This is a genomic window from Kaistia soli DSM 19436, assembly GCF_900129325.1.
GTDB lineage: Bacteria > Pseudomonadota > Alphaproteobacteria > Rhizobiales > Kaistiaceae > Kaistia > Kaistia soli.
The window spans coordinates 117820-137033 of the sequence record NZ_FQUP01000002.1 but is presented as its reverse complement, the minus strand read 5'-3'; the positions used below and the strand labels follow the sequence as shown (position 1 = coordinate 137033).

Here is a 19214-nt window from a genome sequence, read left to right as displayed (position 1 = left end):
CGGCGGGTCTTGCTGCGATGAGCGAGGAGGCGGGCCCCCAGCGCATCGACAAATGGCTGTGGTTTGCGCGCTTCGCCAAGACGCGGACCACAGCGCAGAAGCTGGTGTTGTCTGGGGCGGTCCGCGTCAATCGTGACCGGATTGACAGCCCCAGCCGCCTCGTCCGCGTCGGCGACGTGCTGACATTGACGCTAGAGCGCCAGGTGCGCGTGCTGAAGGTGCTGGCACCAGGCGTTCGCCGAGGGCCCGCGCCCGAGGCTCAGACGCTCTACGAGGATGTCACGCCGCCCGCGCCCATCCGGCCGGCATCGGGCGGAGAGAGGCCCACCAAGCGCGACAGACGGGCGATAGACGCGTTCCATTTTACCGGCTCAGCGTTCGGTGGAACACCGTTTCGCGACGATGGCGAAGACTGAATGATCATTTCGCCGAGGGGTCGGCTCTAGGGTTTTCCGATCCTTGCACCCTCCCGGCAAACCGGATACCCCATGCCACTGCCTGCGGCTGACGCGTCCCGGGCAAGGAGATTGCCGTGCCCTATGTCGTGACCGATAACTGCATTCGCTGCAAATATACCGACTGCGTCGAAGTCTGCCCGGTGGACTGCTTCTACGAAGGCGACAACATGCTCGTCATCCATCCGGACGAGTGCATCGATTGCGGCGTTTGCGAGCCAGAATGTCCGGCCGAGGCGATCAAGCCCGATACCGAGCCTGGCCTCGACAAGTGGCTGAAGATCAACGCCGAATATGCCGACAAGTGGCCCAATATTACGCTACGCAAGGAGCCGCCGGCTGACGCCGCAAGCTTCGACGGGGTTGCCGGCAAGTTCGAGGCGCATTTCTCGCCGAAGCCGGGCGAAGGCGACTGAGCCGTCCCTGTTTCGCGTCGGTCGCTGAAGGTCGCGCGCGCGTCCCTTAATGGGCGATCGCGGGGACGTGCTTTGTAACGCTTTGTTTTTCCGGCTTTTTGTGATATATACCCAACACAGTCGGTAAAAACCTACGGCGTCGCCGCACCTGGTTGGTGTTTGGTTGTTGGTAAGTCTCCTCTTTCGATAGCGAAATGGCCTTCTTGCGCAGCGATGAGCGGCGCAAGCGGGCTTATTTGTGACTTGAAAGCGCGCGGCACCGCGACCTTCGGGCGAGCTACACGATTTTTTCCATCGGCTGACAGTTGGCAAGGCGAATCCGGGTGGTTCGCCGCCGGAGTGTTCGCGCGCACTGGCACCGTCCCGGAACGCAGGAGCGATGGATCTGACGCTGTGCGCGTCATGTCCGGCCTTCGGCTTGGCGAGCCGGGACCGTAACCGCAAGGAGTCTACACGAGTATGGCCGCAATCAAGAAGACCACTCTTCGTTCCGATTTCAAGACGAGCGAGCGCATCGTCTATCCGGCGCATGGCGTCGGCGAGATCGTTGGTCTCGAGGAACAGGAAGTGGCCGGCATGAAGCTCGAGCTGTTCGTGATCTCATTCGAGAAGGATAAAATGAAACTGCGCGTCCCCGTCGCGAAGGCGACGGCGGTGGGCATGCGCAAGCTCTCCGATGCTGCCACGGTCAAGAAGGCGCTGGAGACGATCCGCGGCCGCGCGCGCGTCAAGCGTACGATGTGGAGCCGTCGTGCGCAGGAATACGAGGCGAAAATCAATTCGGGCGACTTGATCGCGATCTCTGAAGTGGTGCGTGATCTCTTCCGCTCCGACAGCCAGCCCGAGCAATCCTATTCGGAGCGTCAGCTCTACGAGGCGGCGCTCGACCGGATGTCGCGCGAGATCGCTGCCGTCAGTGAGATCTCCGAGACCGAGGCAGTGCGCCAGATCGAGCAGAATCTCGCCAAGAGCCCGCGTCGCGGTGGCAAGGCCGAGGATGCGAGTGCCGAGGCTGAGCCTGAAGATGATGGCGACGAGTCGCATGATGAGGCGGCGTGATCGCTGCTGCGCCGAATTGACGCGGTTCTCCGCGTCGCGTCACTGAATATGTGCAAAACGCCCGGCCTTGCAGCCGGGCGTTTCGTTTTAGGTCGCGATCGGCCCGGGGCAATGGTCCGATCACGCCAATGTGCGCATGGCAGACGCAACCGTTCTCCTCGCCCATCCGTATCACCCTGTGAATGCGGGCGGAATGACAACGGGGACTCCAGCGAATGGCCATGTCGACAACTTCGAGCCGCCAGTTCGTGAAGGCGGCCATGCAGGCTCCCTATCTGGAGCGCGAGCAGGAACACAACCTCGCGGTCCTTTGGCGTGATCGGCACGATCAGGCAGCCCTGCACCAGCTCACACAGGCGCATATGCGTCTCGTCATTGCGATCGCAGCGCGCTTTCGGCATTTCGGATTGCCCATGAGCGACCTGATCCAGGAGGGCAATGTCGGCCTGCTGGAGGCAGCGGCGCGATTCGAGCCGGAGCGCGAGATTCGCTTCTCGACTTATGCGACATGGTGGATCCGGGCGGCCATCCAGGACTATGTCCTGCGCAACTGGTCGATCGTGCGGGGCGGCACTTCGTCGACGCAGAAAGCCCTGTTCTTCAACCTGCGGCGGCTGCGTGCGAAGCTTTCCCGCAATGGGGAAGCCGGTAATAGCCGCCAAGTCTATCAGCAGATCGCGCTGGCGATCGGAGTCTCGACCGACGATGTCGCTGTGATGGATGCTCGGCTTTCCGGTTCGGACGCTTCCCTCAATGCGCCGGTTGGCGACGGTGAATCAACCGCCTCGGACCGCCAGGACTTCCTCGTCGACGATGCCCCGCTGCCCGACGAGCGCGTCGGCGAGGCAATCGATGGCGCGCGCTGGTCGACTTGGCTGCACCAGGCGATGGATGTGCTGTCACCGCGTGAGGCCCGCATCCTCAAGGCGCGACGGCTGAGCGAGGAGACCGTGACGCTGGAAGAACTCGGCGTCGCGCTTGGCATTTCCAAGGAACGCGTGCGCCAGATCGAGGGCCGCGCGATGGAAAAGGTGAAGGCCGCGCTGCTGCGCGATCATCCGCAGCCGATGGGCGTTTCCTAGAGCGCGATCATCTGGGCGGTGCGGTCGCCGCGTCATAGGCTTGCTGCGCCGCCAGCACCGCATCCATGTTCTTTTCGGCCCAATGGGCGAGGGTGCGGACAGTTTCGGTCAATGTTCGCCCGAGAGGCGTCAGCGCATATTCGACTGTCACCGGAACGGTCGCATAGACCGTGCGCGAGACAAGGCCGTCGCGCTCTATCTTTTTCAATGTCTGAGACAGGACCTTCTGAGAGATCCCGTGGATATCGCGGCGCAGATGATTGAATCGCACTGGCCCGTCCTGCAGCCGGTCAAGGATCAGCACAGCCCATTTATCGGCGATCCGGTCGAGTACCATCCGCGTCGGGCAACGGTCATTGTAGACATCATAGGCTTGCGACATCAGCGATCCGATCGAGTAGCCGGTTTCCCTGAGGTTACTTCGTGATCAAGAAGTGCCCTCTTCCGCGCTTCCATATTGGGATCTATGTATCACTTCGATAGATAGTTTCCAATCGATACCGAAGGGGATCACAATGGCAGACGGAATTCTCGTGCTCGGCGCGACCGGCAATATCGGCAAGCCGCTGGTCAGGATGCTGCTTACGAAAGGCGAGAAGGTTAAGGCTGCGTCGCGGGCGGGCAAGCCAGTCGAAGGCGCTGCGGGCGTCGTGTTCGACATCACCGATCCGTCTACCTTCGAGGCGGCGTTCGACGGCGTTGATCGCGCCTTCGTCATGTTGCCAACCGGCTATGTGAACGCCAAAGAGTTGCTGCTTCCGGTCGTTGCCGCAGCGGCGGAGCGTGGCGTCAAGGTCGTGTTCCTCAGCGTCTTCGGCGTCGAAGCCGATGACAGCATCCCGTATCGCCAGGTCGAGATTGCACTCGAGAAGTCTGGCACGCCCTATGTGATCCTGCGGCCGAACTGGTTCGCTGACAATTTCCAGACTTTCTGGAAGCCGGGCATCGACCATGGCCAGATCGCCGTTCCGGCGGGCGAAGGCAAGACCAGCTTCATCGATGTGCGCGATATCGCTGAGAGCGCGGCTGCAGCCCTGACCTCCAATGCCTTCGACGGCAAGGCCTTTAGCCTGACCGGCCCCGAGGCGCTTGGCTATGCCGAGGCGGCCGCCATTCTCTCCGCCGTTATCGGTAAATCCGTGACCTATACGGCGATCAGCGACGAGGCCTTCATCGGAATTCTGACCGGTGCCGGCGTGCCGCAGGACTATGCGGCGTTTCTCGCGTCGATCTTCTATCCCGTCCGTGCGGGATGGACGGCCCTTGTCACCGGCGACGTCGAAACGCTGACCGGCAAGCCGCCGCGGGCGCTCGCGGTCTACGCGGCTGACAACGCCGCAGCACTCAAGGCTTGATTCTGCGGGCGCTCAGGCGGTCCAGACTTCCGTGCGTGCCTCGCCGGAACCGATTTCGGCGAGGACATCCTCGATGACCGCGACAACCAGGGCGTGATCCTCGGCCTGGGGCAGGCCGGAAACCGTCGCCGTGCCGACCATGCCGACATTCGCGACGATGATCGGGAAGCAACCGCCATGGGCGCGGAACTGCTCCCGGTCGACCAGGGATGCCGTCGCGAAGTCGACGCCGCGAATACGGGCCTTCTGGCCCACATAGAATGACGAATGGCCAAAGCGTTTGACGACCGCGATCTTGCCGGCGACCCAGAACTCATTGTCCGGACTGGTCCCGGCAAGCGCTGCATAGAACAGGCGCTGATCGCCTCGCGAGATGTCGACGACGACTGCCTGCTTGCCGGCGCGCGCCCGCTCCAGAATCCGCGTCCCGAGTAGGATGGCGGTGTCGTTGTCGAAACGGTCGAAGACGAGCCGTTTCTCCTGCTCGAGCAAATCGTCAAGCAGCGTCGCATCATCGGTCATGGCTTCCTCCCTGTGGCGTCAGCGCCGCGGCAATTTGTATTGCCGGGGCGCATCTCGCGGCGCGCGCCGTCGCGCCTGGCTGCGTCGGTGCAACCTAGTCGACGGCCTCGAACAGGATGTCCTGTGCGCCCTTCCAGAGTGTCGCCTTGCCGAGTGCGGTCAGGTTTTCCTTGCCCTCGGTAATTGTCAGGAAGTGATTGCCGGCAAGCTGACCAAGCTTCGAGGCGAAGTGCACGCCACCATAGGCGAGCAGGATCTCAGTTTCGCTGATGCCGCCGGGATAGAGAATGAACTGGCCAGGTGCCGGATAGGAGGTGTGATTCTCGTAGCCGAGGCCGAGATCAAGGTCGCCAAGCGGAATCCAGCAGCCCTCGCCGCTCCAGCGGACGTGAATGATCTTTTCGCGATAGGGCAGCAGCGTCTTGAACACCGCGACAGTCTTCGGCGCCGCCTCTTCCTCGAACTCACCCAGGAAGGTGTAGGGACCGGCGGTGATCTTCACTTTGCTCATGGTGCTGCGGATGTCCTCTGACGAAGGGGCGGCGGTCTGGCGAACGCCTTGCTGCGATCATTGTCCTGCCCAGACCGCGAAGGTCAAGCCGCCGAGAGCGACTCAGGCCCAGATCGCCATGCGCAGGCCCTTCGCGTCGCGCTCCGGCATGGACGGAAAGGACTCCGCTTTGCCCCCCGCGATGCGCCGGGCGATTAGGGCGAGCACTGCCGCATCCAGCACGTCGTCCGGGCCCGCTCCGCGCGGCGCCGTCGATAGAAGAGCTGCATCGTAGCCGCTGTGAATAAGCAAAGCGCGTCGCTCGTTGAGACCGGCCGGATGAGGCACGCCCCGCGCCTTCTTCGGCAATGCCATCGGACGCTGCCCATTCAGGGCCCAGAAAGCCAGCTCCGGATGGCTCTCGTAAAGGCGGTCCTCAAGCGCCGGCGTCATCAGGGCATCGATTTCACGGATCTTCGGAAAGAGCCCGAAAGCCTGGCGCGAGACCTTGCGTGGCGGTGTCGATGCTTCCAGCGATGCACTCGTCGCCTCGGCATAGCTTTCGGCCATGACGGCGGATCGTGGCGGGATCGCAAAGACGGACGATTGACGGTTGCCAAGCTTCGCACGCACCAGCCGCTCAGGACCCCGGCCGCCGGGACCGACTCGATCAGGAAGGCCGATCGGCATGTCCACGGCTATGATCGATGGCGCGTACCGATGTGCGAGAATGTCCGCAAAGCGTGGGGTCACAACGATTTCGGTCGCGCCCGCGTCGGCGACGAGGACCGCAATCCAGCCGGCCTTGCAGCCATCGACGCCGGCGACCCAGGCAGTCACGGTACAACGGCTGCGTCGGTCCGCACCGTCACGCGCGCTTCCGGCGTGACGAGGCGCTCCTGCAGGGTTGCCAGAGGCAGTTCGTCGGCGCCAAGGGAGCGCGCGGCGGACAGAAGATCGACCAGGGTCGCCGTTGATTGCCCGAGTGCCGCGCTGTCGTCCGCGCCGTCGAGGAGACGGGCCAGCATCAATCCAGCGAAGAGGTCGCCCGTGCCATTCGGGACGCGTCCATCGAAGAGGGCGTGGCGCGCGGACAGGACCGCATCCGCCGTGACAAGGAGGGTCTCTGTCTCGCCCCCGCCGGAAAGCGCAGACGTGACGGCGACGCGTGGCGCGGTGAGGGCTCGCGCGGCATCGACGGCTTCGTCACGAGTTGCGATTGGCTGGCCGGCGAGGAAGGCGAGTTCAGTCAAGTTTGGCGTCAGGATATCCGCGCGGGGCACGAGGTAATCGCGGATCGCCGCGGCGTTGGCCTCGGGCACATAGAGTGCGCCATTGTCGCCCATCACGGGGTCGCAGAGATAAAGAACGTCTGGGTTGGTCCGCCTGATGGCGTCGATGAGCCGGGCGATAGCGGCCGGCTGGGTTGCGGCGCCGACATAGCCGGTCAGAATGCCGCCGATCTCGCCAAGCCAGGGCGCGCGGAGAAGATCGTCGATCAGGGCGGCGAAGGACGCTTCGTCCGGCACGATCCGGCTGGCGCGGCCGTGGCCAGGGTGCCAGGGCAGGGTTACGGTGTGAACGGTCCAGAGCGGAAAGCCGAGCCGCTCCAGCGTGAAGCCGGCGGCACGACCGCCGACGGCGCCGCGTACCACCTCCGATGTGAGGACGAGAACAGCAGGCTTCGGGCTGATCGGCATCTGTTGCTACCTTCGAGCTGAGCTGCGGACCCTAGCCGATTCGATCCGGCCGCGCCGCATGCCTGCTTTGCCATTGCCGATATGCGAGGACATGACGATGCCGTCCAGCCGCCCGCGCCGCTCTGTGCTCTATGTGCCGGGTGCCAATCCGCGCGCGCTTGAAAAGGCCCTGGGGCTCGGGGCCGACGCTGTCATCCTGGATCTCGAGGACGCCGTCGCGCCGACCGAAAAGGCCGCCGCGCGCGAGCGCATCGCAGCGTTGCTGGCCGTGCCACGCCGTCCTGACGCTCCGGAGGTCGTCGTACGTCTCAATCCGTTGGCGGGGGGCCTCGGCATTGCGGATCTTGCAGTGATCCTTCCGGCTCAGCCCGATGGTCTCCTGCTGCCGAAAATCGCCACAGCGGCGGATATTGGAGCGTTCAGGCGCGCGGCGGCCGAGACGGCACCCGGGGTGACCGTGCCGATCTGGGCGATGATCGAGACGGCGCGAGCCGTCGCCGATCCACTTTCCATCGCGCTCGCTACCGATGGCGACTATCCGCTCACGGCGCTGGTGCTCGGGCTCAACGACCTCGCGGCGGAGACGGGCGCGCGCCAGGTGCGGGGAAGGGCGCCGATGCTGCCCTGGATGATGGGTGTGCTGGCGGCGGGGCGCGCCGGCGGGCTCGATGTGATCGACGGTGTCTTCAACGACCTCTCCGACGTAGCAGCCTTCGAGGCCGAATGCCTTCAGGCGCTTGACTGCGGTTTCGACGGCAAGAGCCTCATTCATCCCCGCCAGATCGAGGCGGCCAATCGCGCATTCATGCCGAACGAGGCAGCGCTTGCCGAGGCGCGTCGCATCGCGGGGCTGTTCGACGAGCCGCGCCATGTCGGACTTGGCGTCCTGGCGGTTGAGGGCAGGATCGTCGAACGGCTGCATGCGGAAGCGGCAAAGCGCCTTATTGCCCGCTTTGAAGTCATTGCATCACGCGGTGGGTGACGGCCTCGCGAGGATCGTTCGCGGAAGCCTGACAGGATTGTGAAACAACATCACTGACAATAGGGAAGGCTTATCATAAGCGTCGCTATTTCTTTAACAGTGCAGTGCAAAATGGTGAACAATGACGGATTGAACCGGTCGGTCATTCCACGCCAGGCCGATCTGTCGAGAAATTATTCTGCAGGAATCGCAAAATGCGGAACCGACGTTCGTCGTAGTGGTTCAAGGGGCGTGTGAATGACAATTGCGTGAGTTGTTCCGCCGGGGGAGAATCCCATATCAGGCTCACCGGCAACGATCGGTGGCAACAGTAAGCCAACTGATCGTCGTCACGGCAGAACATCATTACGGGATAATATCATGCGCAAGTTTGCAATCGCCGCCGCCTCGCTCGCCTTCCTCGCTTCGGGCGCCGCGGCCTTCGCCGCCGAGCAGTTCCAGGGCACCGTCGAGACGGTCAACCCGGCCGCCGGTACGCTGACCCTGAAGTCCGGCCAGTCGTTCCAGTTCGCCAACGGCACCGTGCTCTACGGCCTTCTCCCCGGCCAGGAAGTCGGCGTGACCGCCAACGGTTCGCAGGGCATCGGTGCCTTCGATCCGCATCCGGCCAATCGTGACGGCGACGTCAACTAAGCCCGAGCCCTTCACAATCCAAGTCATTGCGCCCCAAGGGGCCCAAAATTCAAGCTAAGGAGTCTATCATGCGCAAGTTTGCAATCGCCGCGGCCTCGGTCGCCTTCCTCGCCTCGGGCGCCGCGGCCTTCGCCGCCGAGCAGTTCCAGGGCACCGTCGAGACCGTCAATGCCTCGACCGGTACGCTGACCCTGAAGTCCGGCCAGTCGTTCCAGTTCGCTAACGGCACCGTGCTTTACGGCCTTCTCCCCGGCCAGGAAGTTGGCGTGACCGCCAATGGTTCGCAGGGCATCGGCGCCTTCGATCCGCATCCGGCCAATCGTGATGGCGACGTCAACTAAGACCCGACATCGCTAAACCTCAGGCGCCTTGCGGCGCCCAGAATTCAATCCTTAGGAGTACTATCATGCGCAAGTTCGCAATCGCCGCCGCCTCGCTCGCCTTCCTCGCTTCGGGCGCCGCGGCCTTCGCCGCCGAGCAGATCCAGGGCACCGTCGAGACGGTCAACCCGGCCGCCGGCACGCTGACCCTGAAGTCCGGCCAGTCGTTCCAGTTCGCCAATGGCACCGTGCTTTACGGCCTTCTCCCCGGCCAGGAAGTCGGCGTGACCGCCAATGGCCAGCAGGGCATCGGCGCGTTCGATCCCCATCCGGCGATCCAGGACGGCATGGACATCAACTAAGTCCAAGCTGAACTTCAGTCGGAATACCAAAACGGCGCCCGGTCGTGAGACCGGACGCCGTTTCTGCATCAAGTCAGCGCCGTATCAGGCCCAGGGGCGTTCCTCGGCCACGGTTGCCTCGAATGTCGCGATCTCCGGCTGCTTCACCATGGTGAGCCCGATATCATCGAGACCGTTCAGCAGCTTCTCCTTGCGCTCGGCATCGATGTCGAAATGCACGACGCCCCCGTCGGGGCCGCGGATTTCCTGTGCAGCGAGGTCGATGGTGATGCGCGAATTTTCGCCTCGTTCGGCATCGTCGAACAGCTTGTCGAGGTCTTCCTTGTCGACCCGGATCGGGAGGATGCCGTTGTTGAAGCAGTTGTTGTAGAAGATGTCGGCGAATGACGTCGAAATCACGCAGCGGATGCCGTAGTCGAGCAGCGCCCAGGGTGCATGTTCGCGCGACGAGCCGCAGCCGAAATTATCGCCCGCGACGATGATCGAGGCGTGTCGATAGGCCGGCTTGTTCAGCACGAAGTCCGGATTCTCGCTGCCGTCGTCCTTGTAGCGCATCTCGGCGAACAGGCCCTTGCCAAGGCCGGTGCGCTTGATCGTCTTCAGATAATCCTTCGGGATGATCATGTCGGTGTCGATATTGATGAGCGGCAGCGGGGCTGCGACACCGGTCAGCGTTGTGAACTTGTCCATGGCGGTCGTCCTCGGATCGTCCTGAAAGACGGGGTTTAACAGGTGATGCGCCCGTGCGGCGCGGTGGTCAAGCGGCGGCCAAGCGAGGCCGGTCGTCAGTCTGCAGCCTCCTCGATAGCCTCCATGTCGTCGTCGGAGAGGCCGAAATGGTGGCCGATCTCGTGGATCAGCACATGCGTAACGATGGCGCCGAGCGTCTCGTCATGCTCCGCCCAATAATCGAGGATCGGACGGCGATAGAGCCAGACGCGGTTTGGCATCATTCCGGTGACCGCCGTCGCACCGGCATGGGCAAGGCCCACACCGACAAAGAGGCCAAGCAGGTCGAACTCCGACTCGATGACGAGATCATCCAGAACCTCGCGCGTCGGGAAATCGTCGACACGGATCTCGACATCGCCGATCAGTGTCAGGAATTCCCGTGGCAACCCCTTGAGTGCGACGCGTCCGAGCGCCTCGAAATCGTCGAGCGAGGGCGCCTTCAACATCTCCAGCGGCTGGGCGGTCATCGGCTTCGTCTCCCTCGGCGCCGGTCTCGTCGCCTGAACGGGGGCTGAACACCTGCCTCAGGCAAGGTTCAGGCCCAATGCGCTCTTCTCCATTTCAGCCGCCCCGCACGGGACGGATCGAAACGAGGAGAGCATCATGCTGAAATCCGCCCTCATCACGGCCGCTACCGCCGTTGCGATCACTGCCGGCGTCTTCGGCGTTTCCAGCGCAAGCGCCGAACCCTATCGGGCTCCGGCGCCTGTCCAGGTCGATCAGCGCGACTGGCAGGGCCATCGCGGCCCCGGCTGGAACGGTAATCAGTGGCATGGCGAGCGCCATGTCCGCGGTCCGGTCCGGGTGTGCAAGCCGATCCTGCGCACGGTGAAGGTCCGCGGCTACAATGGCTGGCATTCCAAGCGCGTCGTGGTTGGCGAGCGCTGCCATTTCGTTCGTCGCGGCTGGTGACGTGAGCGGCCGGGATCGGCGATCGCCGGTCCCGGCGCTCGTGTTCAGCGCCAGTCGCGGATGTCGACGAAATGACCGGCGATCGCCGCGGCTGCCGCCATCTGCGGCGAGACGAGATGCGTCCGGCCCTTGAAGCCCTGCCGACCTTCGAAATTGCGGTTCGAGGTCGAGGCGCAGCGCTCCCCCGGCTTCAGGCGGTCATCGTTCATGGCGAGGCACATCGAGCAGCCGGGCTCGCGCCATTCAAATCCGGCAGCCTTGAAGATCACGTCGAGACCCTCGGCCTCGGCCTGTTCCTTCACGAGACCGGAACCCGGAACGACCATGGCATTGACGCCCTCGCGGACCGTCTTGCCGCCGATCATGCCGGCTGCAGCGCGCAGATCCTCGATGCGGCCATTGGTGCAGGACCCGATGAAGACGCGCTCGACCGGAATGTCGACCATCCGCGTGCCCGGCTTCAGGCCCATATAGTCGAGGGCGCGCCACTTCGAGGTGCGCTTGTTCTCATCGGCGATGTCGTCGGGATTGGGCACCACACCGGTGATCGAGACGACGTCCTCGGGCGATGAGCCCCAGGTGACGATCGGCGGCAGCTTGGCGGCGTCGAGGCGGATTTCCTTGTCGAAATGCGCGCCTTCGTCCGAAACAAGGGTTTCCCAATAGCGCAGGGCGCGTTCGAGAACCGCGCCGGTCGGCGCCTTCGGCCGACCCTTGATATAGGCGAAGGTCTTCTCGTCCGGCGCGATCAGGCCGGCGCGCGCGCCGCCTTCGATCGACATGTTGCAGACGGTCATGCGGCCTTCCATCGACAGGTCGCGGATCGCCTCGCCGGCATATTCCATGACATGACCGGTACCACCCGCCGTGCCGATCTCGCCGATGATCGCGAGGATGATGTCCTTGGCGGTCACGCCGGCGGGGGCTTTCCCGTCGACCGTGATGCGCATGTTCTTCGCCTTTTGCTGCAGCAGCGTCTGCGTGGCGAGCACATGCTCGACTTCCGACGTGCCGATGCCATGGGCAAGGGCGCCGAAGGCGCCGTGCGTCGACGTGTGGCTGTCGCCACAGACGATCGTCATGCCCGGCAGCGTGAAGCCCTGCTCGGGCCCGACGATGTGGACGATGCCCTGGCGATGATCGCGCTCGGAGTAGTATTCGACGCCGAAGTCGGCGGCGTTCTCGGCGAGCGTCGCGACCTGCAGCGCCGATTCCGGATTGGCGATACCGTTCGAGCGGTCAGTGGTCGGCACGTTATGATCGACGACGGCGAGCGTGCGCGTCGGCTGGTGCACCTTGCGGCCGGCAATGCGCAGGCCTTCGAAGGCCTGCGGGCTCGTCACCTCATGCACGAGATGACGGTCGATGTAGAGGATGGCGGTGCCGTCGGGGGTCTCCTCGACGACGTGGTCATCCCAGATCTTGTCATAGAGGGTGCGGGGTTTCTGATCGGACGCGGTCATGACGTCGTTCCTGGCAAAGCGAAGATGAAGAAGGAGGCAGCGTTGGATCGGGGGCAATCGGCGCCGGCATCTGGCCAGCACGCGGCCCCGTCAAAGTCGGCCGCGGTCCTCGGTCGCCTGGAGACGCGAGAAAAACCGCCACGGCAAGCGCGCATGATCGTCCATCGACGCGAAATTCGCGGTCGTCGGGCAGTGCATGGAGGCGCGGGCGTCGTTCATAACGGTTCTAGATAGCAGCGGTCGGCCCGAAGAACAATGCCGTGTCGGCGCCGGGCGCGTCAGCGGATACGTGTCGCCTGCAACGACAGGGCGAGCGGTGCACGCGGGACACCCGGGGGCAGTTTGAACAGCCGGTCGCCCGCTGGGACCATCATCGGGAACAGTTTGAACGGCAGCAACTCGTGCTCATGCAGGAAGTCGAGCCGCATGCCGGCCTTGAGCAGCGCCCCGATCACGTCCGAGACGCCGCGCATCCATTCAAAGGCATAGGCAACGGCCAAGGGCGTCTCGTCACCGGTATAGGTGGTCGCTGAATCGAAGCGCTCCGGCCGCTCCTTGGCCGAGCGCCAGTCGTAATGGAGGCGGATCGAGCCCTCGATCTGCTCGTGCTGTTCGATCGCGGGATGGGTGTCGGCGAAATAAAGCCGCCCGCCGGGTTTCAGCACGCCGGCGACGGCCGCCGCCCAGGCATTGATGTCGTCGAGCCAGCAAATCGTGCCCCACGACGTGAAGACGACGTCGAAATCATTGCCGATCAGCGCCGGTGCGTCATAGACCTCGCCCTCGACGAATTTTGCAGCCAGATCCGCGCGCCCGGCCAGAGCCTGGGCCTGTGCAATCGCGCGTGGCGAGAAGTCGATACCGGTGACCGCGGCGCCGCGTCTTGCCAGGCACAGCGTGTCGACGCCGATATGGCACTGGAAGTGCGCGAGTTTCAGCCCGGTGACATCGCCGATCTCGGCCTTCTCGATCGGATAGAGTGTGTCCTCGCCGGCGAGGAAGGCGTCGATGGCATAGAAGCCGGTGCGGTCGAGGGCGTGGATATCAGCCCGCTGGTCCCAATTCTGGCGATTGCTGAGCTTGAACGGATCCAAGGCAGTGCTCCGGCAATAAAAAAAGGGACGACCCAATGGACCGCCCCTTCGAAAAACCTGCCGCAGATGCGGACGGCGTAAGGTCTCAGACCTTCGCCTTCTCCTTGCGGGGCTCGGTCTTCTCGACGATGCGGGCAGCCTTGCCGCGGCGGTCGCGGAGATAATAGAGCTTGGCGCGGCGGACCTTGCCGCGACGGACCACTTCGATCGAGTCGATCAGCGGCGAATAGACCGGGAAGACACGCTCGACGCCCTCGCCATAGGAAATCTTGCGGACGGTGAAGTTCTCGTTGAGGCCGCCACCCGCGCGGGCGATCACGACGCCCTCATAGGCCTGCACGCGCGAACGGGTGCCTTCGACCACCTTCACATTGACCTTCACGGTATCGCCGGGGGCGAAGGCCGGAACGGCGCGAAGCGCGGTGATCTTTTCGATCTGCTCTTTGTCGAGCTCGTCGATGATATTGGTCATGGTTCAACTCCTGCCGATGCGCTTTCGGGAAGCGCGAGCGTTTCGGTGCGCTGTTTTCATTTGGTTCACCGGCGGTCTTGCTGCCGCTACGGTTGCGCGCATCTAGCCGATGCGGCACCGAAAGTCCAGACCAAACCGTGCGAAAGGCGCCGCTCTCAGCCTCCCGGCGCCCAGCCGGGCGGCGCCAGTTCGAAGCCTTCGAAGCGAAAGCCGGGCGCGACGGTGCAGCCAACCAACGTCCAGGCGCCAAGGCTCGCCGCCGCCTGCCACCAGCCTTTCGGAACGATGCCCTGGGGGCGCTCTCCGGCTGAAAGGTCGATCCCGAGACGCAGCACCTCGCTGGTCTCGCCGGTTTCCGAGAGGCCGAGTTCCAGCGGGGCCCCGGCGTAGTAGTGCCAGGTCTCGATCGCATCGACCCGATGCCAATGCGACGGCGCACCGCCTCGCAGCAGGAAGTAGATCGCCGTGGAGGCCGGACGGCCTTCATAAGTCGCACTGTCCCTGAAGGTCTGGCGATAAAAGCCGCCTTCGGGATGCGGCGCGAGGTCGAGAAGCGCGATCACCGCATCGGCGGAAAGCTCACTGAGCGCCGTCATCCCTTGAAGACATCCTTGGCGCGTCGCGTCGCGGCGAAGACCTCGGCCGGCTCGCCATCCGGCAGGCCGGCCGCCGCACGCACCGAAGGGGCATCCGAGCGCAGAAACGGGTTGGTCGAACGTTCGGCCGCGACCGTCGTCGGCAAGGTTGGCTGCCCTGCAGCGCGGAGACGGCGGATTTCCTCGCCGCGGGTCACAAGGGCCGCGTTGTCGGGCTCGATCGACAGAGCGAAGCGGAGATTGGCCTCGGTATATTCATGCCCGCAATAGAGCACCGTATCCGATGGCAGGGCGCCGACCTTCTCGACGGAATCGAACATCTGCTCCAGCGTGCCCTCCAGCACGCGGCCGCAGCCGAGCGCAAACAGCGTGTCGCCGACAAAGGCCAGTTTGGCATCGGGCAGGTGATAGATGATATGGCCGAGGGTGTGGCCGGGCGTCGCGATGACGCGCACCGTCTGCCCGGCGAAGTCGAAGCTGTCGCCGTCCTTGACGGTGATGTCGATGCCAGGGATGCGGTCGGCTTCGTCGACCGGCCCAGTGATCGTGCAGCCGGTCGCCGCCTTGACCTCGAGGTTGCCCTGAACGTGATCGGCATGGTGATGGGTGGTAAAGATGTCGGTGAGCGTCCAACCTTTTTCGGCCAGCGCCGCGAGAACGGGCGCCGCCTCGGGCACGTCGATCGAGGCGGTGCGGCCCGATGCGGTATCGTGCAGCAGCACGCCGTAATTGTCGCTGAGACAGGGGAACTGAACGATTTCGAGGGTCATGGCGATCTCCATCGGGGAGGGCGGACCCTATCAAGCGCGGCGGGCTGGCGCCAAGCGGAAAGCCTTCCTACACTCGCAGTCCCTTTCGTCAGGAGCCCGGCGCCTTGGAAGAAGGCCAGACCATATCGCCCGATATTGTCGATCTGCGCAGTTTCTATGCGGAGCGGCTCGGCACGGTGGCGCGCGGGCTGATCGCTGCGCGCATTGAGGCGCATTGGCCAAGCGTTGCCGGCGACCGGGTGCTGGGCATCGGCTATGCGACGCCTTATCTCGAAGGGCTTTCGAAAGGTGCCGAGCGGGTTCTCGCGTTTATGCCGGCGGCGCAGGGCGTGATGAACTGGTCGGCCGATGGCGGCAATGTCGCGACGTTGGTTCATGAGGACATGCTGCCGCTGACCGACGCCTCGATCGATCGAATTCTCGCCATCCACTGCCTGGAAACGACCGCGAACGTGCGCGATCTCCTGCGCGAACTGTGGCGCGTGCTGGTGCCGGGCGGACGGCTGATCATCGCCGTGCCGAACAGGCGCGGCATCTGGGCCCGCGTCGAGCGCACACCGTTCGGTTATGGCCGCCCCTTCTCGCGCGGGCAGATCGCGACGCTGCTTCGTGAGACACAATTCAGCGAGATCGGCTGGTCGGGCGCGCTGTTCGCGCCGCCTTCCTCAAGCCGGCTATTCCTGAGGAGCGGTAAGGGCTGGGACAAAGTCGGGCGCGTACTGTGGCCGGCCTTTCCGGGGGTCCTGATCGTCGAGGTGACAAAGCTGATGTATCAGGGCGTTCCGGCCCGACGATCGAGCCGCCGTGTGTCGGTGCTCGCGCCCGCGCTGATCCCAGCCGGCAGTCGCCGACAGGCGATGAAGCCCGGTGAGCGCGGGGTCTAGCGCGCCGCTGCCCCTTATCCGCTGCGTTTCGGCGTGTCGGGGTGCGAGAGCAAGAAGACGGCCTGCTGGCCGAACAAATTCCAGAACCACCAGGGAGCGTTCAGCGTCATCCGCGTTCCGCCGGCGTTCAGCGTCACGGCCCGCTCGATCTCGGCCTCTACGTCGCGACACAGCTGCACGAAGTCACGAATGGTGCAGAAATGGATGTTGGGCGTGTCGTACCAGCTATAGGGCAGGTTCTCGGTGACCGGCATGCGACCGCGGAAGCCGAGGGACGTGCGCACGGTCCAGTGACCAAAATTCGGGAACGAGACGATCACGCGTCGGCCGATGCGCAGCATCTCGCTCAGCACGCGGCGCGGATGCATCGTCGCCTGGATGGTCTGCGACAGGATGACATAGTCGAAGCTGTCGTCGGGGTAGTCGACCAGGTCCGTGTCGGCATCGCCCTGGATGACCGATAGGCCTCGCGCGAGACACTGGTTGACACCGGCCTGCGACAGTTCGATGCCGCGTCCCTCGACGCCGCGCGTCTCGGCAAGCAGCGTCAGCAGCTCGCCGTCGCCGCAGCCGACATCGAGCACGCGGCTGCCTGGCTCGACGAGCTCAGAAATGACCAAAAGATCGAGGCGCTTGGAGAGTTCGCCGTGAATGGGGGCCGCCAGGGGTTGCATGCTCGATCCCTATTTCCAGCGGGCAGCGGCGGCGGACGACAGGAAGCCGCGGATCGAGGCGAACAGCACCGGCTCGTCGAGCAGGAAGGCATCGTGGCCGCGATCCGTCTCGATCTCGACGAAGGAAACACTGGCGCCGCTTGCATTCAGTGCCCGCACCACGGTCTTGCTCTCGACGGTCGGGAATAGCCAGTCGGACGTGAATGAGACGATGCAGAAACGCGTCTTCGATCCCATGAATGCATTGGCGAGACGCCCGCCATAGTCAGCGGCGATGTCGAAATAATCCATCGCACGGGTGACATAGAGATAGGAGTTGGCGTCGAAGCGCTCAACGAAGGTCAGCCCCTGGTGCCGCAGATAGGATTCGATCTGGAAATCGGCGTCGAAGCCGAAGGCGACCCGATCACGATCCTGCAGGTTGCGGCCGAATTTCCGGTGCAGGCCTTCGTCGGACATATAGGTGATGTGTGCGGCCATGCGCGCGACAGCGAGACCCTTTCGCGGGCTCGTGCCCTCGGCGAGGTAGCGACCGGCCAGCCAGTCGGGATCGGCCATGATCGCCTGGCGGCCGACTTCGTGGAACGCGATGTTTTGCGAAGAATGGCGCGGGCCGGTGGCGATTGGCAGTGCGGTGAAAACGCGCTCGGGATAGGCGACCGCCCATTGCAGCACCTGCATGCCGCCCATCGAGCCTCCGGCGACACAGAAGAGCTGGTCGATGCCGAGTGCATCGACGAGCATCGCCTGCGCGCGCACCATGTCGGGAATCGTGATGAGTGGCAGCGCCAGGCCGTAGGGCTCGCCTGTCTCGGGATTGGTCGAGGCCGGGCCGGTCGAGCCCATGCAGCCGCCGACGACATTGGAGCAAATCACGAAGAAGCGGTTGGTATCGATCGGCTTGCCGGGGCCGACCACCGTCTCCCACCAGCCGGGCTTGCCGGTGACCGGGTTGTCGCTCGCGACGTGCTGGTCGCCGGTCAATGCGTGGCAGACGAGGATCGCGTTGGAACGATCGGCGTTCAGCATGCCGTAGGTTTGGTAGCCGATCTGCAGCGGCGCGATGAGCTGTCCCGAATCAAGCCGGAGCGGCTGGTCGAGCCCGAAGCGCATCACGCGGCTGGAAGGGGTATCGGCTTCGCTGCGCGCCTGGCCGGCGCCATCGATGGTGTGCCTGTAGGAGGCCATGTTCGGTTCGTGACCGCTAGGAATGGGCGTCTAGCTAGGGTCTGGCCCTCTCGCCTGTCAATGTTTTCTTTGCTTTCGCGGGATGGCTTGCCTATGAATCGGCCCCCGCCGGGCCGCGTTGGCGCTGCCCATTCTTGACGCTCGAACCCTCCCTTGATGATGGCCGCGACAGAGACGACGAACTCCGTGAGCGAGAAGGATGCGGCCCAGCTCGCCGCGATCCGGGCGACGATCGACAGGCTCGATGCCGAGATGCACGAGCGGCTGATCGAACGTGGCGCCGCGATCGGCACGCTGATCCGCGTCAAGGGCACTAGTCGGCCGGGCGCCGCGTTCCGGCCGGGCCGTGAGGCCGACATGATGCGCCGCCTAGTCGCCCGTCATGAGGGCGCGCTGCCGCTCTGGACGGTCGAGCATATCTGGCGCGAGATCATCACGACCTTTACGCGCATGCAGGCGCCGTTCGATGTTGCGTATGACGCCGGGACGCCAGGGCCTGGCTCGACGGCGCATGGGGATGCGATGCGCGACGTCGCGCGCTTCCTGTTCGGCTTCACGGTGGCGCTCCACCGCCAGCAGGGCGCACTCGATACGATCAATCATATCCGTGAGAGCGGCACGGATCTTGGCGTGGTCGCGCTGGCGCAGCCCGCCGCTGCTGGCGCCTGGTGGCGTGCCCTCGGCCGACCGGCCGGCCCGCGCATCATCGCGCTCGCGCCGTTCATCGCCGTGGCAGGGCGGCCGGCTGAAATGCCAGCGCTCGTCATCGCGCCGGAGCTTGCCGACCCGACCCCACCCGATCTGGCGCTTTTCGCCGTGACGGCGCTCGCGCCCGAGGCGTCGCGCGCCATTCGGGCGGCGAGCGGCACCGTGATGGCGGAGGCGGGGCGCGAACTGCTGGTGGCGCTGCCCGCCGCGACGTCGGTCGCCAACCTTTCTGCACGGGCTGGTTTCGACGATGTCGCGCAGATCGGGGCGCTCTCACGTGGCATCGCCATCGGCGATATCGCGGTCGATCATGTCCTCTACCAGAGTGTTGCCGGAGCTTAGGCC

Annotated in this window: 25 protein-coding genes and 1 pseudogene; 12 read left to right on the top strand and 14 right to left on the bottom strand. The window is 64.4% G+C overall.

Features of this window, described 5'->3' with window-relative positions; genetic code table 11:
* Positions 1-17: 17 nt before the first annotated feature.
* From BUB39_RS10090 to BUB39_RS10075, 4 genes are all read left to right on the top strand, one after another.
* Positions 18-416 carry an RNA-binding S4 domain-containing protein gene (locus BUB39_RS10090; RefSeq protein WP_073053026.1) on the top strand — a complete coding sequence of 133 codons (399 nt, stop codon included), beginning with the start codon at positions 18-20 and terminating at the stop codon, positions 414-416.
* A gap of 116 nt (positions 417-532) precedes the next feature.
* Positions 533-871: a ferredoxin FdxA gene (gene fdxA, locus BUB39_RS10085; RefSeq protein ID WP_073053025.1), complete on the top strand. Its 339-nt coding sequence runs from the start codon at positions 533-535 to the stop codon at positions 869-871.
* 459 nt (positions 872-1330) lie between these two features.
* Positions 1331-1930 (top strand): CarD family transcriptional regulator, encoded by a 600-nt coding sequence (locus tag BUB39_RS10080; protein ID WP_073053024.1) that lies wholly within the window; start codon positions 1331-1333, stop codon positions 1928-1930.
* A 215-nt stretch (positions 1931-2145) separates the two neighbouring features.
* Positions 2146-3012: an RNA polymerase factor sigma-32 gene (locus tag BUB39_RS10075; RefSeq protein ID WP_073053023.1), complete on the top strand. Its 867-nt coding sequence runs from the start codon at positions 2146-2148 to the stop codon at positions 3010-3012.
* Between the two features lie 7 nt (positions 3013-3019).
* Here the strand turns inward: BUB39_RS10075 and BUB39_RS10070 are convergent, their stop codons facing one another.
* The gene (locus BUB39_RS10070; protein WP_073053022.1) at positions 3020-3394 is read right to left on the bottom strand and encodes a winged helix-turn-helix transcriptional regulator; all 375 of its coding nucleotides are present in this window, start codon (positions 3392-3394) and stop codon (positions 3020-3022) included.
* Between the two features lie 133 nt (positions 3395-3527).
* Here BUB39_RS10070 and BUB39_RS10065 point away from each other — a divergent pair, with 133 nt between their 5' ends.
* Complete coding sequence (locus BUB39_RS10065) at positions 3528-4367, top strand: SDR family oxidoreductase (RefSeq protein WP_073053021.1); 840 nt, start codon at positions 3528-3530, stop codon at positions 4365-4367.
* A 12-nt stretch (positions 4368-4379) separates the two neighbouring features.
* On the opposite strand, the gene BUB39_RS10060 is transcribed toward BUB39_RS10065, so the two are convergent.
* The 4 genes from BUB39_RS10060 to pdxY form a co-directional block, all read right to left on the bottom strand.
* Entirely contained in the window at positions 4380-4889 is a 510-nt protein-coding gene (locus tag BUB39_RS10060; protein WP_073053020.1) for a heme-degrading domain-containing protein, read from the bottom strand.
* A gap of 94 nt (positions 4890-4983) precedes the next feature.
* Positions 4984-5400: a DUF3830 family protein gene (locus BUB39_RS10055; protein ID WP_073053019.1), complete on the bottom strand. Its 417-nt coding sequence runs from the start codon at positions 5398-5400 to the stop codon at positions 4984-4986.
* Positions 5401-5502: 102 nt separating this feature from the next.
* Positions 5503-6219: a DUF429 domain-containing protein gene (locus BUB39_RS10050; RefSeq protein WP_073053018.1), complete on the bottom strand. Its 717-nt coding sequence runs from the start codon at positions 6217-6219 to the stop codon at positions 5503-5505.
* The gene (gene pdxY, locus BUB39_RS10045; protein WP_073053017.1) at positions 6216-7079 is read right to left on the bottom strand and encodes a pyridoxal kinase; all 864 of its coding nucleotides are present in this window, start codon (positions 7077-7079) and stop codon (positions 6216-6218) included. Before pdxY ends, BUB39_RS10050 begins: the two co-directional genes overlap by 4 nt.
* Positions 7080-7176: 97 nt before the next feature.
* On the opposite strand from pdxY, the gene BUB39_RS10040 reads away from it, so the two are divergent.
* From BUB39_RS10040 to BUB39_RS10025, 4 genes are all read left to right on the top strand, one after another.
* Positions 7177-8061: an HpcH/HpaI aldolase/citrate lyase family protein gene (locus BUB39_RS10040; protein WP_139251435.1), complete on the top strand. Its 885-nt coding sequence runs from the start codon at positions 7177-7179 to the stop codon at positions 8059-8061.
* A 360-nt stretch (positions 8062-8421) separates the two neighbouring features.
* The gene (locus BUB39_RS10035) at positions 8422-8694 is read left to right on the top strand and encodes a DUF1344 domain-containing protein (RefSeq protein WP_073053015.1); all 273 of its coding nucleotides are present in this window, start codon (positions 8422-8424) and stop codon (positions 8692-8694) included.
* A gap of 68 nt (positions 8695-8762) precedes the next feature.
* Positions 8763-9035 (top strand): DUF1344 domain-containing protein, encoded by a 273-nt coding sequence (locus BUB39_RS10030; RefSeq protein ID WP_073053014.1) that lies wholly within the window; start codon positions 8763-8765, stop codon positions 9033-9035.
* A gap of 65 nt (positions 9036-9100) precedes the next feature.
* Complete coding sequence (locus BUB39_RS10025; protein ID WP_073053013.1) at positions 9101-9376, top strand: DUF1344 domain-containing protein; 276 nt, start codon at positions 9101-9103, stop codon at positions 9374-9376.
* An 84-nt stretch (positions 9377-9460) separates the two neighbouring features.
* Here BUB39_RS10025 and leuD read toward each other — a convergent pair whose 3' ends face one another.
* Both leuD and BUB39_RS10015 read right to left on the bottom strand, forming a co-directional pair.
* On the bottom strand, positions 9461-10066 hold the full coding sequence (gene leuD, locus BUB39_RS10020) for a 3-isopropylmalate dehydratase small subunit (protein ID WP_073053012.1): 606 nt from the start codon (positions 10064-10066) through the stop codon (positions 9461-9463).
* A 95-nt stretch (positions 10067-10161) separates the two neighbouring features.
* Complete coding sequence (locus BUB39_RS10015; protein ID WP_073053011.1) at positions 10162-10575, bottom strand: metallopeptidase family protein; 414 nt, start codon at positions 10573-10575, stop codon at positions 10162-10164.
* A gap of 136 nt (positions 10576-10711) precedes the next feature.
* On the opposite strand from BUB39_RS10015, the gene BUB39_RS10010 reads away from it, so the two are divergent.
* Complete coding sequence (locus tag BUB39_RS10010; RefSeq protein ID WP_073053010.1) at positions 10712-11020, top strand: hypothetical protein; 309 nt, start codon at positions 10712-10714, stop codon at positions 11018-11020.
* 44 nt (positions 11021-11064) lie between these two features.
* Here the strand turns inward: BUB39_RS10010 and leuC are convergent, their stop codons facing one another.
* The 5 genes and pseudogenes from leuC to gloB form a co-directional block, all read right to left on the bottom strand.
* Positions 11065-12483 carry a 3-isopropylmalate dehydratase large subunit gene (gene leuC, locus BUB39_RS10005; RefSeq protein ID WP_073053009.1) on the bottom strand — a complete coding sequence of 473 codons (1419 nt, stop codon included), beginning with the start codon at positions 12481-12483 and terminating at the stop codon, positions 11065-11067.
* 278 nt (positions 12484-12761) lie between these two features.
* A complete protein-coding gene (locus BUB39_RS10000) occupies positions 12762-13577 on the bottom strand; it encodes a class I SAM-dependent methyltransferase (protein WP_073053008.1) in 816 nt (271 codons plus the stop codon).
* 97 nt (positions 13578-13674) lie between these two features.
* Positions 13675-14049, bottom strand: a pseudogene (gene rplS / locus BUB39_RS09995) (50S ribosomal protein L19); the annotation flags it as partial.
* Between the two features lie 155 nt (positions 14050-14204).
* Positions 14205-14645, bottom strand: a complete 441-nt coding sequence (locus tag BUB39_RS09990) for a cupin domain-containing protein (RefSeq protein WP_073053006.1) — start codon at positions 14643-14645, stop codon at positions 14205-14207.
* A complete protein-coding gene (gene gloB, locus BUB39_RS09985) occupies positions 14642-15415 on the bottom strand; it encodes a hydroxyacylglutathione hydrolase (RefSeq protein ID WP_244540219.1) in 774 nt (257 codons plus the stop codon). The genes BUB39_RS09990 and gloB overlap by 4 nt, the downstream gene beginning before the upstream one ends.
* Positions 15416-15519: 104 nt before the next feature.
* Between gloB and BUB39_RS09980 the strand changes: the two genes are divergently transcribed.
* Positions 15520-16299 carry a class I SAM-dependent methyltransferase gene (locus tag BUB39_RS09980; protein ID WP_244540218.1) on the top strand — a complete coding sequence of 260 codons (780 nt, stop codon included), beginning with the start codon at positions 15520-15522 and terminating at the stop codon, positions 16297-16299.
* Positions 16300-16313: 14 nt separating this feature from the next.
* On the opposite strand, the gene metW is transcribed toward BUB39_RS09980, so the two are convergent.
* Together metW and metX are read right to left on the bottom strand one after the other, a co-directional pair.
* A complete protein-coding gene (metW, locus tag BUB39_RS09975; RefSeq protein WP_073053004.1) occupies positions 16314-16973 on the bottom strand; it encodes a methionine biosynthesis protein MetW in 660 nt (219 codons plus the stop codon).
* A gap of 9 nt (positions 16974-16982) precedes the next feature.
* Complete coding sequence (gene metX, locus BUB39_RS09970) at positions 16983-18161, bottom strand: homoserine O-acetyltransferase MetX (protein ID WP_073053003.1); 1179 nt, start codon at positions 18159-18161, stop codon at positions 16983-16985.
* A 186-nt stretch (positions 18162-18347) separates the two neighbouring features.
* On the opposite strand from metX, the gene BUB39_RS09965 reads away from it, so the two are divergent.
* Positions 18348-19211, top strand: a complete 864-nt coding sequence (locus BUB39_RS09965) for a chorismate mutase (protein ID WP_175561816.1) — start codon at positions 18348-18350, stop codon at positions 19209-19211.
* Positions 19212-19214 lie beyond the last annotated feature (3 nt).

What these genes read in the sequence shown, in the direction of transcription:
- leuD (WP_073053012.1), bottom strand. Translation starts at nt 10,066, where the DNA reads ATGGACAAGTTCACAACGCTGACCGGTGTCGCAGCCCCGCTGCCGCTC.
- BUB39_RS10075 (WP_073053023.1), top strand. Translation starts at nt 2,146, where the DNA reads ATGGCCATGTCGACAACTTCGAGCCGCCAGTTCGTGAAGGCGGCCATG.
- BUB39_RS10015 (WP_073053011.1), bottom strand. Translation starts at nt 10,575, where the DNA reads ATGACCGCCCAGCCGCTGGAGATGTTGAAGGCGCCCTCGCTCGACGAT.
- BUB39_RS10065 (WP_073053021.1), top strand. Translation starts at nt 3,528, where the DNA reads ATGGCAGACGGAATTCTCGTGCTCGGCGCGACCGGCAATATCGGCAAG.
- BUB39_RS10040 (WP_139251435.1), top strand. Translation starts at nt 7,177, where the DNA reads ATGCCGTCCAGCCGCCCGCGCCGCTCTGTGCTCTATGTGCCGGGTGCC.
- pdxY (WP_073053017.1), bottom strand. Translation starts at nt 7,079, where the DNA reads ATGCCGATCAGCCCGAAGCCTGCTGTTCTCGTCCTCACATCGGAGGTG.
- BUB39_RS10060 (WP_073053020.1), bottom strand. Translation starts at nt 4,889, where the DNA reads ATGACCGATGATGCGACGCTGCTTGACGATTTGCTCGAGCAGGAGAAA.
- BUB39_RS10080 (WP_073053024.1), top strand. Translation starts at nt 1,331, where the DNA reads ATGGCCGCAATCAAGAAGACCACTCTTCGTTCCGATTTCAAGACGAGC.
- metX (WP_073053003.1), bottom strand. Translation starts at nt 18,161, where the DNA reads ATGGCCTCCTACAGGCACACCATCGATGGCGCCGGCCAGGCGCGCAGC.
- BUB39_RS10025 (WP_073053013.1), top strand. Translation starts at nt 9,101, where the DNA reads ATGCGCAAGTTCGCAATCGCCGCCGCCTCGCTCGCCTTCCTCGCTTCG.
- BUB39_RS10010 (WP_073053010.1), top strand. Translation starts at nt 10,712, where the DNA reads ATGCTGAAATCCGCCCTCATCACGGCCGCTACCGCCGTTGCGATCACT.
- BUB39_RS10070 (WP_073053022.1), bottom strand. Translation starts at nt 3,394, where the DNA reads ATGTCGCAAGCCTATGATGTCTACAATGACCGTTGCCCGACGCGGATG.
- BUB39_RS10035 (WP_073053015.1), top strand. Translation starts at nt 8,422, where the DNA reads ATGCGCAAGTTTGCAATCGCCGCCGCCTCGCTCGCCTTCCTCGCTTCG.
- leuC (WP_073053009.1), bottom strand. Translation starts at nt 12,483, where the DNA reads ATGACCGCGTCCGATCAGAAACCCCGCACCCTCTATGACAAGATCTGG.
- BUB39_RS10090 (WP_073053026.1), top strand. Translation starts at nt 18, where the DNA reads ATGAGCGAGGAGGCGGGCCCCCAGCGCATCGACAAATGGCTGTGGTTT.
- BUB39_RS09990 (WP_073053006.1), bottom strand. Translation starts at nt 14,645, where the DNA reads ATGACGGCGCTCAGTGAGCTTTCCGCCGATGCGGTGATCGCGCTTCTC.
- metW (WP_073053004.1), bottom strand. Translation starts at nt 16,973, where the DNA reads ATGCAACCCCTGGCGGCCCCCATTCACGGCGAACTCTCCAAGCGCCTC.
- gloB (WP_244540219.1), bottom strand. Translation starts at nt 15,415, where the DNA reads ATGACCCTCGAAATCGTTCAGTTCCCCTGTCTCAGCGACAATTACGGC.
- BUB39_RS10055 (WP_073053019.1), bottom strand. Translation starts at nt 5,400, where the DNA reads ATGAGCAAAGTGAAGATCACCGCCGGTCCCTACACCTTCCTGGGTGAG.
- BUB39_RS10030 (WP_073053014.1), top strand. Translation starts at nt 8,763, where the DNA reads ATGCGCAAGTTTGCAATCGCCGCGGCCTCGGTCGCCTTCCTCGCCTCG.